We start from the raw sequence: 13,642 nt of genomic DNA, 5'->3' as shown, positions 1-13,642 counted from the left end.
GTGCGCGCAGCGGGGTACGGGGACTCCGACAGGAAGGAGGCGCCGTGCGCGCTCTCACCGCCCCGGACGGGACTCCGGAGATCCTCGCGCTGCGCGCCCTCAAGCTCGGCGACCTGCTCGTCGCCGTCCCGGCGCTCAAGGCCCTGCGCCGCGGCTTCCCGGACCACCGGCTGATCATGGCGACCACGCCCTGGCTCGAGCCGATCGTCGACCTGGTCGAGGGCCTGGACGCGCTCGTGCCCACCCTCCACGGACTCGACGACCCGCTGCCGATGGCCGCCGGCCGGGTCGAGCTCGGCGTGAACCTCCACGGCAACGGCCCGGAGTCGCGGCTGCGGCTGCGCGAGATCGCGCCCGAGCGCACTCTCGAGTTCCGCGTCCCGGCGCTGGACCCGGGCGCGGGCCCGGAGGACCCGCGGCCGCTCTGGATCGACGGCGAGCTCGAGCGCGCCCGCTGGGCCCGCCTGGTGAACTCGATCGGTCTCGACGCCGACCCCGAGGACGTCGCGATCGCCGTCCCGGAGGAGCCCGCCTCGGCCCCCGGAGCCGCCGTCGTGCACATCGGGGCCTTCTACGGCTCGCGCGAGTGGCCGGAGGAGCGCTTCGCCGCGGTGGCGCGCTCCCTCGCCGCCGAGGGGCACCGCGTCGTCTACACCGGAGGCGCGAACGAGGCCGACCGCGCCCGCCGCGTCGCCGAGCTCGCCGGCACGGGCGAGGTGCTGGCGGGGGAGCTCGCGCTCAGCGGGTTCGCCGCGGTCGTCGCGGCCGCCGAGGTCGTGGTGACCGTCGACACCGGGGCCGCGCACCTCGCCTCCGCGTACGGCGTCCCCTCGGTCGTGATCTTCGGTCCGGCACCGCCCGAGGCCTGGGGCCCTCCGGCCTCGGGGCCGCACGTCGTGCTGACCGACGCCTCCCTCCGCCGCGGCGACGTCTTCTCCGCCGAGCCGGACCCGGCGCTGCTCGCGGTCCAGGTCGACGACGTCCTCGCCGCCCTCTCGTCGCTCCCGTCGCGTGCCGAGGCCCACCTCAGGCGGACTTCAGCCGCGTCGCCGGTCGGACCGGAGTGACCGTGGCCACGCGGGCCCGGGGAGCGCGCGGCTGATGGCTGCGCGAGGGGGCGCCGAGCCTGTCGGCGAGCTGCGCGAGGATCCGCCGCTGCAGGCGCGAGACCTGCATCTGCGTCGTCCCCAGGGCGTCGGCGATCTGCTGCTGGGTCCGCTCCTCGACGAAGCGCATGCGCAGGAGCTCGCGCTGGCCCTCCTCGAGCTCGGCGAGGGCCTCGGCGAGCCCGTGCCGCCGGTCGATCTCGAGCAGCCGGTCGTCCTCGCCGCCGAGGGTGTCGCCCAGGCCGACGCCGCCCTCGCCCACGGTCTCGTCGAGGGAGAGCGGATGCCCCGCGAGGCGCGCGTCGGCCACCTCCGTCGCGTCCACTCCGAGGCGGCGGGCGATCTCCTGGTCGGTGGGGTGACGGCCGAGCTCCTGCGCGAGCTCGTCGGCGACGACGGCGGAGCGGCGGTGCAGCTCCTGCACGCCGCGCGGCGGCCGGATCATCCAGCCGAGGTCGCGGAGGTGGCGCTTGAGCTCGCCGGTGATCGTGGGGACGGCGAACGCGGCGAAGCTGTCGCCGCGCTCGGGAGTGAAGCGGCGGGCGGCCTTCACGAGGCCCACGTAGGCGACCTGGCGCAGATCCGCCCAGTCGCCTCCGCTCCGGGAGACCCGGCGGGCCATGGCCTCGGCCAGGCCCAGGTGGTCGAGCACGATGCGCTCGCGGATGCGCGCGCCCTCGGCGGCCTCCGCGCTCACCGCGGCCTGGAAGAGCGAGAGCGTGCGGGCGTCCTTCTCCTCCCGTGCCGCCTCGGTGAGGGCGCTCGGGCGGTCGGTGCGGGGGTCGAGATCGATCGTGCTCATCAGTGCTCCTTCCGGGCACGCTCGCGCGGAGGCCCGGCGCGGCCTGCGGTGCGGCGCTCGGGCCCTCTCGACGAGAGGCCCGGGGTCAGCGCACCACTGCTCCTGCTCGCTCGGGGAGTCCGTTGACTCGGAGCAGTGCTGTCCGGTAGAAGCAGTCGCCGCGAGGCGCGCACCGTGCCCGGGGCGGAGGCGCCACGGCCCCCCGCGATCCCGGGCGCTGCACCGCCTCCCGCCGGTAGGATCGGCCTCGTATGTCTGAGCTCACCCCGCCCCTGGAAAGCGCGCCGGACGCGCACCCGTTCACGACCGCGACCGGGAGCGACGTCCGCGTCCGCTTCTGCCCCTCGCCGACCGGGACCCCGCACGTCGGCCTCATCCGCACCGCCCTGTTCAACTGGGCGTACGCGCGCCACACCGGCGGCACGTTCGTCTTCCGCATCGAGGACACGGACGCCGCCCGCGACAGCGAGGAGAGCGTGGAGCAGATCCTCGACGCGCTGCGCTGGCTGAAGCTCGACTGGGACGAGGGCGTCGGAGTCGGCGGCCCGCACGGCCCGTACCGGCAGTCCGAGCGCACCGATGTCTACCTCGACGTGATCGCGCGGCTGACGGCGTCGGGGCACCTCTACGAGAGCTACTCCACGGCCGAGGAGATCGACGCGCGCAACGAGGCGGCCGGCCGCGCGAAGCAGCACGGGTACGACAACCACGACCGCGACCTCACCGAGGAGCAGCGCGCCGCCTTCCGCGCCGAGGGCCGCGCCCCGGCGCTGCGCCTGCGCGTGCCGGACGCCGACCTGTCCTTCGACGACCTGGTCCGCGGCCCGATCACGTTCCCCGCGGGCTCCTTCAGCGACTTCGTCGTGGTGCGCCCCAACGGCCAGCCGCTCTACACGCTGGTGAACCCGGTCGACGACGCGATCATGCAGATCACCCACGTGCTGCGCGGCGAGGACATCCTCCCCTCGACCGCCCGGCAGATCGCGCTGTACCACGCACTGATCGACATCGGAGTGACGACCTTCGTCCCGCGCTTCGGGCACCTCCCCTACGTGATGGGCGACGGCAGCAAGAAGCTCTCCAAGCGCGACCCGTCCTCGAACCTCTTCCACCACCGCGACCGCGGCTTCATCCCGGAGGGCCTGGTCAACTACCTCGCCCTGCTCGGCTGGTCGCTCACGCACGACCGCGACGTCTTCTCGATCGACGAGATGGTCGCCGCCTTCGACGTGGCCGATGTGAACCCCAATCCGGCCCGCTTCGACCTCAAGAAGGCCGAGTCGATCAACGGCGACCACATCCGCCTCCTGGCCGTCGACGACTTCACCGAGCGGACGATCCCGTACCTCGTGGCGGCCGGAGTGCTCGCGGGCGAGCCGACCGCCGAGCAGCGCGCCGTGCTCGACGCCGCCGCGCCCCTCGTGCAGGAGCGGATCGGCCTGCTCGGGGAGGCCCCCGGCATGCTCGGGTTCCTCTTCACCGCCTCCGAGGCGCTCGAGTACGACGAGGACGCGCTGAAGGGCCTGCCCGCGAACGCCGGCGAGGTGCTCGCCGCCTCGATCGGCGCCCTCGAGCTCGTCCCCGCGTCCGAGTGGCTGACGGCCTCGATCCAGGAGGCGCTCGCCTCCGCGCTGAACGAGGGCCTCGGCCTCAAGCCCCGCATCGCCTACGGGCCGCTGCGCACCGCGGTCTCCGGACGCCGCGTCTCGCCGCCGCTGTTCGAGTCGATGGAGATCCTCGGCAAGCAGGAGTCGATCGCCCGCCTCGACCGCCTGGGCGCCCACCTCGGCGCCTCCCGGCAGGCCTGACCGTGGCGGAGACGGTCGGCGGACGCTACGACGTCGTCGTGATCGGCGGGGGCCCCGCCGGGCTCTCCACCGCGCTCAACCTCGTCCGGGCGCGCCGGAGCGTGCTGCTGCTCGACAGCAACCGCCCGCGGAACGCTGCGACCCTGCACTCGCACGGGTTCCTCACCCGCGACGGCATCTCGCCGCTCGAGCTGCGCCGCCTCGGCCGCGAGGAGTTCGAGCGCTACGAGGCCGCCGAGGTGCACAACGCCCTCGTCACGTCGGTCGAGCGCTCCGGCGGCGAGTTCGTGGTCGGCGCGCGCGGCGTGCGCGGCAGCGCGGACCGCTCCGTCGTCGCCACCGCCGTCGTGGTCGCCGCGGGGCTCCTCGAGACGCCGCCCGCGCTCCCGAGCCTGCGCGCCTACTACGGCACCGCCGTGCACAGCTGCATGGAGTGCGACGGCTACGAGAAGGCGGGGGAGGCGCTCGCCCTGATCGGCGAGACCGACGACCTCGCGGAGCGGGCCATGCTCCTCTCGCAGTGGTCGACCGACCTGATCGTCTTCACCAACGGCGTCGGGACGGTGAGCGACGCCGACGAGTCGCTGCTCGCCTCCATCGGCATCCGGGTCGACCGGCGCCCGGTCGCCGACCTCGCCGGGGAGCGCGCCGAGATGACCGGCGTCCGCCTCGTCGACGGCGACGTCGTGCCGCGCACCGGCGCGTTCGTCCGACCCGTCTGGACGCCCGCGCTGGACTACCTGGACGCGGCCGGCCCCGACCGCGACGCCGACGGCTTCCTCCGCGTCGACGCCGGTGGCCGCACGTCCGTCCCCGGCCTCTACGCCGCCGGCGAGGTCACCCCTCCCGGCCCGCAGCAGCTGATCGTCGCCGCCGGATCGGGCGCCCAGGTCGCCTCCGCGATCAACCGCGACCTCGTCCGCGCCCGCCTCGGCGAGGCCGCCCCGGAGTCCGAGGGCAGCGTCGTCCGCGGCTCGATTTGAGCGGGATGCCCGCGTAGGGTACTGTCGTCTCTCGGCGCTCGGGTCTCGATCCGGCCGCCGCCTGGTCCCGGGATCACCTCCGGATGACCATTGGGGTATGGTGTAATTGGCAACACGGCTGATTCTGGTTCAGTTGTTCTTGGTTCGAGTCCAGGTACCCCAGCACTGATCTCCTCCGCGGCACTCCGCGCGACGCCCTCGTTCGTGGCGTCCTCCTCCGGGCCCGCCCCCTCGTGATCCGCTCTCGGCGGCGGCCGCAGTATCCCCCCTCCGGCCGACGCGGCCGTCCGAGGCGCTGTGACACGATGGAACCTGTACGTCTCTCAGGTACCCGCGTCGCGCGGGTCGGACGAAAGGTCGCCCGCCCATGGAACCGGATCTCCTCTGGATCGTCCTCGCCGGAGTCGCCGTCGGCGCACTCCTGCTGATCGCCCTCATCGGCTTCTTCCTCTTCCGCGCCTGGTACCAGGTGCCGCAGGCCGACGAGGCGATCGTGATCGTCGGGAAGAAGCAGAAGGGCGAGGACGGCCTCACCTCGAACATGACCGTCATCACCGGCGGCGGCGCGTTCGTGAACAAGCTGACCCAGCGGTCCGACCGCATCTCGCTGCGCTCGCGCCAGATCAAGATGGAGCCGGTCGCGCAGACCAAGAACGGCGTGACCATCCACCTCGCGGGCGTCGCCCTGGTCAAGATCGGGTCCACGGCCGACCAGGTCCGCGCCGCCGCCGAGCGCTTCGCGTCGCAGGACCAGTCCATCGACGTCTTCACCACCGAGCAGCTCGAGGGTGCCCTCCGCGGCGTCGTCGCGAAGCTCAGCGTCGAGGAGGTCATGCAGGACCGGCAGAAGCTGGGAGACGAGATCGCCGAGGGCATCAAGGGCGACCTGCTCGCCCAGGGCCTCGTCCTCGACTCCTTCGCCATCCAGGGCGTCACCGACCGCAACGGCTACATCGAGGCGCTCGGAGCGCAGGAGATCGAGCGCGTCCGCCGCGAGGCCGACGTCGCGCGGATCAACGCGGCCCGCGAGGTCAAGGCTCGCCAGCTGGCCACGGACGAGGCGAACCTGATCGAGCAGACCGCCTACGACAAGAACACCGCCGCCGCGAAGTCCGAGGTCGGCCGCGCCAACGCCGAGGCCGAGCAGGCCGAGAACCTGGCCCGCGCCGAGCGCGAGCAGGCCGTCCTCGTGCAGCGCGCCGAGAACCGGCAGGCCGAGCTCGACGCCGACGTCAAGCGCGTCGCGGACGCCGAGAAGTACCGCCGTCAGACCGAGGCCGACGCCGACGCCTACGGACGCGAGAAGAAGGCCGAGACGGACCGCCAGGTCGCGCAGCAGGTCTCGGACGCCGAGGCGTACGCCGTCCAGCGCCAGGCGGAGGCGCGCCAGGCGTCCGCCGCCGCCGAGGCCGCCGCCGTGAGCGCCCGCGCCGAGGCCGAGGCCCACGCACTGCGGGCCAAGGCGGGCGCAGAGGCCGAGGCGCTGCGCGCGAACGCGACCGCCGAGGCGGAGGCCATCCGCGCGAAGGGCGAGGCGAGCGCGGCGGCCATCGCGGCCGAGGCGGAGGCGCTCCGCGAGAACCAGGAGGCGATCCTGGGTCGCGAGCTCATCGGGCAGCTGCCCTCGCTCATGGCCGAGTTCGCGAAGGGCTACCAGAACGTCGGCTCGGTGACGCTGATCGGCGGCGACACCGCCGGCACCCACATCGCGCGCGAGCAGGCGGCGGGTCTCGCCGCGACGTTCGACAGCGTCAGGTCGGCGACCGGCGTCGACCTCGGCGCGATCCTCCAGGGCCAGGCCTTCGGCCGGGGGATGGCGACCGGCGGCACCGTCGTTCCGACCGGCGCGTCGGTGGCGACGGGATCGGGTGACGCCCCGCGTCCGTCCGGCACCGGCGACCCGACCGCCGTCGCCTCCACGAGCTGACCGCAGGGTCCCGCCGATCCCCGGCGGTTCCACCACTGCCGCCGCCGTGCTCGTCGGTGGGCGCCCGTCGGCGTCCGCCCTCGAGCACGGCGTGCGGCGTTCTGCGTGACCGGGTCGTGCCCCTGCCCGGCGTCGAGCGGCCCCGCTCAGGCCAGCGGCTTGCGCATCTGCAGGGACGTCGTCTCGTAGCCGAGCGACTCGTACAGAGCCCGCGCGGCGGTGTTGAAGCCGAACACGTTCAGCGCGAGGGCGGAGCCGCCCTGGGAGCGGACGTGCGACTCCGCGAGCAGCATCGCCGCCCGGCCGAGGCCGCGGCCGCGCTCGGCGGCGTCGATCTGCACGTCCCAGACGTACCCGACGCCCTCGAGTCCGCTCGGGTGCGGGCCGAGCCAGAGCGACCCGACCGCGCGGCCGTCCTCGGAGACGAGGAGCACGTCGTGCCCGGCGGCGGGGGAGCCGCCCGGGAAGTACTTCTCGTACGAGGCGTCGGCGTTGCGGGTCGCGGCCGCCTCGTCGTCGCCCGCCCGCATCCGGTCCTCGATGTACGCCGAGCGCTGGACCCGCATCCAGGCGGCGAGAGCGGCGGCGGGCATCGGCTCGAGCGTGACGGTCATAGCCTCACGATCCCACTCCTCACCGCCCCCACGATCGATCCGCCGCGGACGGGCCGCAGGGGATCCGCGGACGGGCCGCTCGCGACGGATCGCCGCCGGCCCGGATCAGTCCGGGGTCCGCTCCGCGTGCTTCCGCTTCCCCAGGCGGGTGGCGAGGAACAGCAGCGTCCCCACGACCACGTAGCCCGCTGTCGCCAGCCAGACCACGCCCGTCTGCTGCGTCAGCAGCACCACGCTCGCGATGGTCGCGAGCACCGGCACCACCCGCGGCACGGAGTAGTGGGCGTGGTCGACGCGGTCCTTCTTCAGCACCAGCACCGACACGTTCGCCGCGATGAACACCAGCAGGAGCAGCAGCACCGTCGTCTCGGCGAGCGTGCCGACGTCGCCGATCAGGCTGAGCAGCATCGTCACTCCGCCGACGACCACGATCGACACCCACGGCGTGCGGCGGCCCGGGAGCACCTTGCCGAAAGCGCTCGGCAGCAGCCCGGAGGTGGCGAGCCCGAAGCCGACCCGCGACGCCATGACCATGAACAGCAGAGCGCCGTTCGCGATGGCGACCAGCGCGATGAGGCCGAACAGCCACGGCGGCACGGCCACTCCGCTCGCCGCGACCACGTCCAGCAGGGGGCCGCTGGAGGCCGCGAGCTCGTCGTTCGGCAGCACGATCACGGCGCCGAGCGCGATGAGGAGGTAGACCACGGCGGCGGTGATCAGCGCACCGAAGAGGGCCCGCGGGTAGACCTTCGAGGGGTTCCGCACCTCCTCGGCCATGTTCGCCGCGGCCTCGAAGCCGAGGAACGAGAAGAAGGCGACGATCGAGGCGGCGAACGCCCCCTGCAGCGGAGCGACGTCGGGGTTGAACTCGAGCACGCGGGAGGCGTCGCCGTCGCCGGAGCCGAAGAAGACCGCGGCGCAGACGATGACGATGACCAGTCCGCTCACCTCGATCACCGAGGCGACCAGGTTCGCGGTCAGCGACTCCTTCACCCCGCGCAGGTTCACCAGGGTGAGGATCGCGATGAAGACGATCGCGGTCGGGATCGGCGGCACGTCCAGCAGAGCCCCGAGGTAGTCGCCCGCGAACGCGTTCGCCAGGGAGGCCGCCGTCGTGATGCCGGAGGCCATCATCAGGAAGCCGATCAGGAACGAGAGGTACGGCTTCCCGAATGCGCGGTCCACGTAGCGCGCCGCCCCTCCGGCGTGCGGGTACTTGGTGATCAGCTCGGCGTACGTGCCCGCGGTGAGCAGGGCGACGACCAGCGCGATCAGCAGCGGCAGCCAGATCACGCCGCCCACGTCCTCGGCCATCGTGCCGACCAGGGTGTAGATGCCGGCGCCGAGTGTGTCGCCCACGATGAAGGCGAACAGCAGCGGCCCGGTGATCACCCGCTTGAGCGACGCCTTCCCGGGAGCGGTCTCGGCGGTGTCCGTCGTGTCGGTCATCCGGACACTCCACCGAAGCGGAGGGTCCAAGCGCAAGCCTCGCCGCCCGATCGCTGCGAGATTTCTCATCATCGCGACCCGTGTGGCAGGGGCCCGGGCGGCGAGGACTCCCACAGCGCGCGGATCCCGGGACTCGGGCGATCGGCCGCATCAGAGGGAGCGGACCCGGTGCGCACAGGGTGAACAGGGGGCGACCGCGCGTGCCGCCGCGCGCCCGCACTGGGTAGGCTGGAGCGCTTCGTCGTGAGTGGAGCGGTCGCGGAGGAATCATGGGCAAGAAGCGCAACCAGGGACGATCCGGAGGCGGTCAGGGCGGGTCCGGCGGTCAGGGCGGCGGCCGCACGGCCGAGACCGCTCTGATGGTGCGGTTCCGCAGCTGGTACCGCTCGCACCTCGCCGAGGTGGGCATGCAGCACGAGCACCTCGAGGCCGACGAGGCCGTCGAGGTGCTGACCGACCTCTTCGCGATGACCCGCGACCTGCGCCCGCGCGGCTCCTTCGCCCAGCCCGACGCCGAGCTGCTCGAGGCCGTCTTCGACCAGATCGAGGCCGACCTGTCGGGGGAGGAGAGCGAGGCCGACCTCGACGACACCCTCTTCACCGTCGCCGAGGTCGTCGAGCACTTCCTCGACTTCCTCACCGACGAGGACCTCTGGACCGGCACCGACGAGGAGCTGGACGAGTGCCAGGCCGTCCTCGACGAGGTCCTCGACCTCGCCGGCTCCTTCGTCGAGGCCGTGCTCGACGACCTCGCCGAGCTCGACGAGGTCCCGGCCGAGGAGCAGCTCTCCGCCGTCCGCGCCACCGCTCTCGTGCACGCCGCCGACGTCGTGGTCGAGCACCTCGCCGCCGACGACGGCGCGACCCTCACCGAGCGCGCCGCCCGCGAGATCGCGGTCGAGGCGGGCATCTCCTCCGCGGGATCCACCCCGAGCGACGACTCCGTCCGCATCCCGGTCTCGGCCTGGTGGGACGCGCTGGTCGGCTCCGCCGTGCTCGAGCAGGAGGGATCCGCCGCAGGTCTCGGCGAGGCCGCCGTGCTCTGGCGCAGCTCCGATGCCCACGAGGCCGCCGCCGAGCGCATCGCCTACGTCGCCCGCTTCCTCGAGCAGTGGATCCTCAGCGCCCAGACCGCGCTGGCGGCCACCGACACCGAGGACGGCGCCTTCTCCCCGGAGGAGCGCGCGGTCACCACCACCGACGCCGTGCTGGTCCGCATCGCGGTCGCCTGCCAGGCCGAGATCCACCCGGGCCTGGTCGTCGGCGAGCTGGTCGACGAGCTGGCCGCCGACTCCGGAGTCTCGCTCGACGAGGCCCTCGACGAGCGCGAGCGCATGGTCGGCACGGCCGAGCGGATGCTCGACGACACCGCCGAGCTCGGCCTGCTGCTGCACTCGCCCGAGTTCGGCTACGCCGTGCCGGAGGGCCTGGCGCCCGTCCTCGCCTCCGTCGTCCGCGCGACGGTCGTCCTCCTCGGCGAGCGCGAGGCCACCCGCCTCGAGATCCTCGACGAGGCGACCCAGGACACGGCGACGGCCTACGCGCTCCACGTCGCCCTGCTCGGGACCAAGCCCGTCGTCTGGCGGCGCCTCGAGCTCTCCTCCGAGTCGTCGCTGCGCGATCTGCACCTCGCGCTCCAGCTCTCGCTGGGCTGGACCGACGCGCAGCCGCACTACTTCAGCGTCGGCGTGCCCGACGAGGAGCAGGCTCCGATCGGCTCGCCGTCCGACGCGGAGGAGTTCGGCGCCGACCTCGTGGACGAGGCGGGCGTCGCGCTCGCCGAGGTGCTCGAGCAGGAGCAGGACGAGCTCTTCTACGTCTACGACCTCGAGGACGAGTGGCGCCACGTCATCCGCCTAGAGGCGATCGCGCCGCTGTCGTCGGCTCTGCCGCGCTGCACGGGCGCGCGCGGCGCGGCTCCGCTCGACGTGCCGGGAGGCCCCGCGGCCTGGGCCGACACGGTGCGGGCGGCGACCGACCCGTCCTCGGCCGACCACGCGGAGGCGCTCGAGGCTCTCGGCCTCGCCGCCGGAGCCTCGTTCGATCCGGCCGCGGTCGACGTCGACGGCATCAACCGCTCGCTCGGACTCCTGCGCTCCGCGGTCTGACGCCCCGCCGGAGGGCATCACCGGAGGAGGCCCCCGCTCCCGCTCACCGCGGGCGGCGGGGGCCTCCTCCGGTGTGGGGCGTCACGGGGTGAGCAGCAGCTTGCCGATGTGGCCGGAGGAGCGCATCACGTCGTGCGCCCGCTCGGCCTCGGCGAGCGGGACCACCTCGTCCACCACCGGTCGCACCGTCCCGGCGGCGACCAGCGGCCAGACCTCCGCGCGCACCTGCGCGACGATCGCGCGCCGCTCCTCCAGGGGCCGGGCGCGGAGGGTCGTGGCGTGCACCGCCCCGCGCTTGCGCATCAGCACCCCGAGGTCGAGCGAGCCCAGCGCACCGGACTGGTTGCCGATGAACACCACGCGCCCGCCCACGGCCAGCGCCTCCAGGTCTCGGGCCAGGTAGTCGCCGCCGACGGGGTCGAGGATCACGTCGACGCCGCGCCCGCCGGTCGCCTCGCGGATCCGCTCGACGAAGTCCTCCTCGCGGTAGTCGATCAGGACGTCGGCCCCGAGCGCGCGGCACGCCTCGAGCTTGCGGGGGCTGCCGGCCGTGACGGCGACGCGGGCGCCGAGGGCGGCGGCGATCTGGATGCCCGTGGTCCCGATCCCGCTCCCGCCGCCGTGGAGGAGGACGGTGTCGCCGGATCCGAGCCCGGCCACCATCACGAGGTTCGACCAGACGGTGGACGTCGTCTCCGGGAGGGCGGCGGCCGAGACGAGGCCGACGCCGTCCGGCACCGGCAGCACCAGGCCCGCGTCGACCGCGACGTACTCGGCGTAGCCGCCGCCGGAGAGCAGCGCGCAGACCTCGTCGCCCTCCGCGAACCCGGTCGCGTCCTCGCCGAGCGCGACGACCGTGCCGGACACCTCCATCCCGAGGATCTCGGAGGCGCCGGGCGGCGGCGGGTAGACCCCTGCGCGCTGGCCGAGGTCGGCGCGGTTGACGCCGGCGGCCGCGACGCGGACGAGGACCTCGCCGGGTCCCGGGGAGGGCGTCGGCACCTCCTCCAGCACGAGTCGGGAGTCGGGGCCGGGGTTCTCGATGCGGATCGCCTGCATGAGGGGGATGCTACGCCGCGGGCCTCGGCGCTCGCGGTGCTCCCGTCCGGCGCGGGGCCGGCTCAGCGCTGCTCCGCCAGGAACGCCAGCACCGCGTCCTTGAAGCCCCGCGCGGGCACGGTGCTGGTGTGGTCGCGGCCGGGGACGCTCACGAACCGCGCCCCCGTCTCCGCCGCCAGCAGCTCTCCGCCGGGAGCGATCGGATCCGCGCCGCCGGTCACGAGCAGCGTCGGCAGGCCGGGGTGCCGCCCGTGCTCCGGGTGCGCCCCGCCGCGGACGCCGTCGGCCACCGCCACCAGTGCCGCGAGGTCGTTGCCCTGCACGCCCTCCGCCATGCCGATGAAGGCGCGGGTGAAGCCGTCGTCGATCTCGCCGCCGGAGGCGACGCGGGCCCGGGCCGCCTCCGCGTCGAAGGAGCGGAGGGGCTCGCCCACCGTCAGCCCGCCGAGGCTCAGCGATGCGAGCCGCTCCGGGTGCTCGAGCCCCAGCACCCAGCTCATCCGGGCGCCGAGGGAGTAGCCGAGGACGTGGGGCGCGTCGAGGTCGTAGGAGTCGAGCACCCGCACCAGGTCGGCCACCATGGCGTCCACGCTGTAGGAGTCGGAGTGGTGCGGCTTCTCGCTCGCGCCGTGCCCGCGCTGGTCGAGCGCCACGACGCGGTACCCGGCCCGGTGCAGCGTCCGCAGCCAGCCCGACGTCTCCCAGTTGAGCACGGCGTGGGAGGCGAAGCCGTGCACGGCGAGGACGGTCGGGGCGCTCTCCTCGCCGACGGAGTAGGTGGCCAGCCGCACTCCGTCGTCGGCCACGACGTACACGGGCGGAGGGAAGGCGATCACTCCACCACCCTGCCCGCCGCCGCGGGGTCGAGGGGGCACCGCGCCGCGGACACGCCGGGCGGAGTCCCAGGAGCGGAGAGCCGCCGGGCCCGGTGTCCCCGGACGGTCAGCGTGGCGGACGGGTGGAGCGGGCGAAGGGCACGGCGATCCCGAGGCGCACGGTACGGCCCTGGCCGGACCGGACTCCGAGGAAGACGCACAGCACGAGGTTGAGCACGGCCAGCGCGAGGATCGCCGAGATCGTCGCGAGCGGCCAGTCGGCGCCGAGCGAGTCGCGCACCGACACCAGCGCGAGGTGCAGCGGGACCAGCATCAGCTGGAGCGCGAGGTAGGTGAGCTGCCAGTTGACGGCGACCAGGCCGTTGCGGTCGCTGAGGGTGCCGATCCGCCGCCGCGACCCCCACACCATCACGGTCGCCGTGAGGGAGATCACAGGGGAGATCACCACGAAGCCGGCGAGCGCCGAGAGCCCGGCGAACCAGACGGCACGGGCGCCCTTGCGGTCCCGGGTGCGGTGCCGCAGCTCGTCGTCGTCCATCGCCGCCTCCTCGCGCCGGGACCAGTCTCGCACCCGCCCCCGCGTCGAGGCGGGGGATCGCCCTCGAGTTCCGGGGGTTCCCCGGATGGGGCGGGTCCGGGCTCGTCCGTAGCGTGGAGGCATCGCCGGAGCACACCGGCAGCACCGCCGGCCCGCCCGGCGGGACCGCATCCCGCCGGGCGACCGGCACCCGAGAAGGAGCACACCGTGACCACCGACGACCGCACCGCCCGCCTCTCCACCCCCGCCGACGAGCAGCCGACCGTGGACCTGGGCGCGACCGCCGTCCTCACCGAGGAGCGGCCGTCCGCCGGGGAGCGCCCAGGTCCACGGTCGGCTGCTCGTCGGCGGGGGTGGAGAGGCGGGCGGTGCGGTCGTCGGTGGTCACGGTGTGCTCCTTCTCGGGTGCCGG

Annotated in this window: 11 protein-coding genes and 1 tRNA gene; 6 read left to right on the top strand and 6 right to left on the bottom strand. The window is 74.1% G+C overall.

Going from position 1 to position 13,642, the window contains the following annotated elements; translation table 11 throughout:
• Positions 1 to 44 precede the first annotated feature (44 nt).
• On the top strand, positions 45 to 1,067 hold the full coding sequence (locus C5B92_RS07755; RefSeq protein ID WP_104274517.1) for a glycosyltransferase family 9 protein: 1,023 nt from the start codon (positions 45 to 47) through the stop codon (positions 1,065 to 1,067).
• Here the strand turns inward: C5B92_RS07755 and C5B92_RS07750 are convergent.
• Complete coding sequence (locus C5B92_RS07750; RefSeq protein WP_104223520.1) at positions 1,027 to 1,908, bottom strand: sigma-70 family RNA polymerase sigma factor; 882 nt, start codon at positions 1,906 to 1,908, stop codon at positions 1,027 to 1,029. The two genes, C5B92_RS07755 and C5B92_RS07750, sit on opposite strands and share 41 nt — an antisense overlap.
• Positions 1,909 to 2,159: 251 nt before the next feature.
• Between C5B92_RS07750 and gltX the strand changes: the two genes are divergently transcribed.
• The 4 genes from gltX (at position 2,160) to C5B92_RS07730 (ending at position 6,626) form a co-directional block, all read left to right on the top strand.
• Positions 2,160 to 3,716: a glutamate--tRNA ligase gene (gene gltX, locus C5B92_RS07745; RefSeq protein ID WP_104274518.1), complete on the top strand. Its 1,557-nt coding sequence runs from the start codon at positions 2,160 to 2,162 to the stop codon at positions 3,714 to 3,716.
• Positions 3,717 to 3,718: 2 nt separating this feature from the next.
• A complete protein-coding gene (locus C5B92_RS07740) occupies positions 3,719 to 4,699 on the top strand; it encodes an NAD(P)/FAD-dependent oxidoreductase (RefSeq protein ID WP_104276156.1) in 981 nt (326 codons plus the stop codon).
• A gap of 91 nt (positions 4,700 to 4,790) precedes the next feature.
• Positions 4,791 to 4,862 (top strand) — tRNA-Gln (locus C5B92_RS07735).
• Between the two features lie 204 nt (positions 4,863 to 5,066).
• Complete coding sequence (locus C5B92_RS07730) at positions 5,067 to 6,626, top strand: SPFH domain-containing protein (RefSeq protein WP_104226268.1); 1,560 nt, start codon at positions 5,067 to 5,069, stop codon at positions 6,624 to 6,626.
• Positions 6,627 to 6,772: 146 nt separating this feature from the next.
• Here C5B92_RS07730 and C5B92_RS07725 read toward each other — a convergent pair whose 3' ends face one another.
• Both C5B92_RS07725 and C5B92_RS07720 read right to left on the bottom strand, forming a co-directional pair.
• Positions 6,773 to 7,240, bottom strand: coding sequence for an N-acetyltransferase (locus tag C5B92_RS07725; protein ID WP_104250154.1), 468 nt, complete (start codon positions 7,238 to 7,240; stop codon positions 6,773 to 6,775).
• A 105-nt stretch (positions 7,241 to 7,345) separates the two neighbouring features.
• Positions 7,346 to 8,689: an APC family permease gene (locus C5B92_RS07720; protein ID WP_104226270.1), complete on the bottom strand. Its 1,344-nt coding sequence runs from the start codon at positions 8,687 to 8,689 to the stop codon at positions 7,346 to 7,348.
• Between the two features lie 269 nt (positions 8,690 to 8,958).
• Here C5B92_RS07720 and C5B92_RS07715 point away from each other — a divergent pair, with 269 nt between their 5' ends.
• Positions 8,959 to 10,797: a plasmid pRiA4b ORF-3 family protein gene (locus C5B92_RS07715; RefSeq protein WP_104274519.1), complete on the top strand. Its 1,839-nt coding sequence runs from the start codon at positions 8,959 to 8,961 to the stop codon at positions 10,795 to 10,797.
• Positions 10,798 to 10,878: 81 nt separating this feature from the next.
• On the opposite strand, the gene C5B92_RS07710 is transcribed toward C5B92_RS07715, so the two are convergent.
• The 3 genes from C5B92_RS07710 to C5B92_RS07700 all read right to left on the bottom strand — a co-directional run bounded on the left by C5B92_RS07710 (position 10,879) and on the right by C5B92_RS07700 (position 13,230).
• Positions 10,879 to 11,856, bottom strand: coding sequence for an NAD(P)H-quinone oxidoreductase (locus C5B92_RS07710; RefSeq protein ID WP_104350255.1), 978 nt, complete (start codon positions 11,854 to 11,856; stop codon positions 10,879 to 10,881).
• A 62-nt stretch (positions 11,857 to 11,918) separates the two neighbouring features.
• Positions 11,919 to 12,692 carry an alpha/beta fold hydrolase gene (locus C5B92_RS07705; protein ID WP_181028772.1) on the bottom strand — a complete coding sequence of 258 codons (774 nt, stop codon included), beginning with the start codon at positions 12,690 to 12,692 and terminating at the stop codon, positions 11,919 to 11,921.
• 106 nt (positions 12,693 to 12,798) lie between these two features.
• A complete protein-coding gene (locus C5B92_RS07700) occupies positions 12,799 to 13,230 on the bottom strand; it encodes a DUF4870 domain-containing protein (RefSeq protein WP_181028771.1) in 432 nt (143 codons plus the stop codon).
• Positions 13,231 to 13,642: the final 412 nt, after the last annotated feature.

It is taken from the genome of Rathayibacter sp. AY1A4 (assembly GCF_002930955.1).
In the GTDB taxonomy this organism is placed as follows: domain Bacteria; phylum Actinomycetota; class Actinomycetes; order Actinomycetales; family Microbacteriaceae; genus Rathayibacter.
This window is presented reverse-complemented; position numbering and strand designations above follow the sequence as displayed.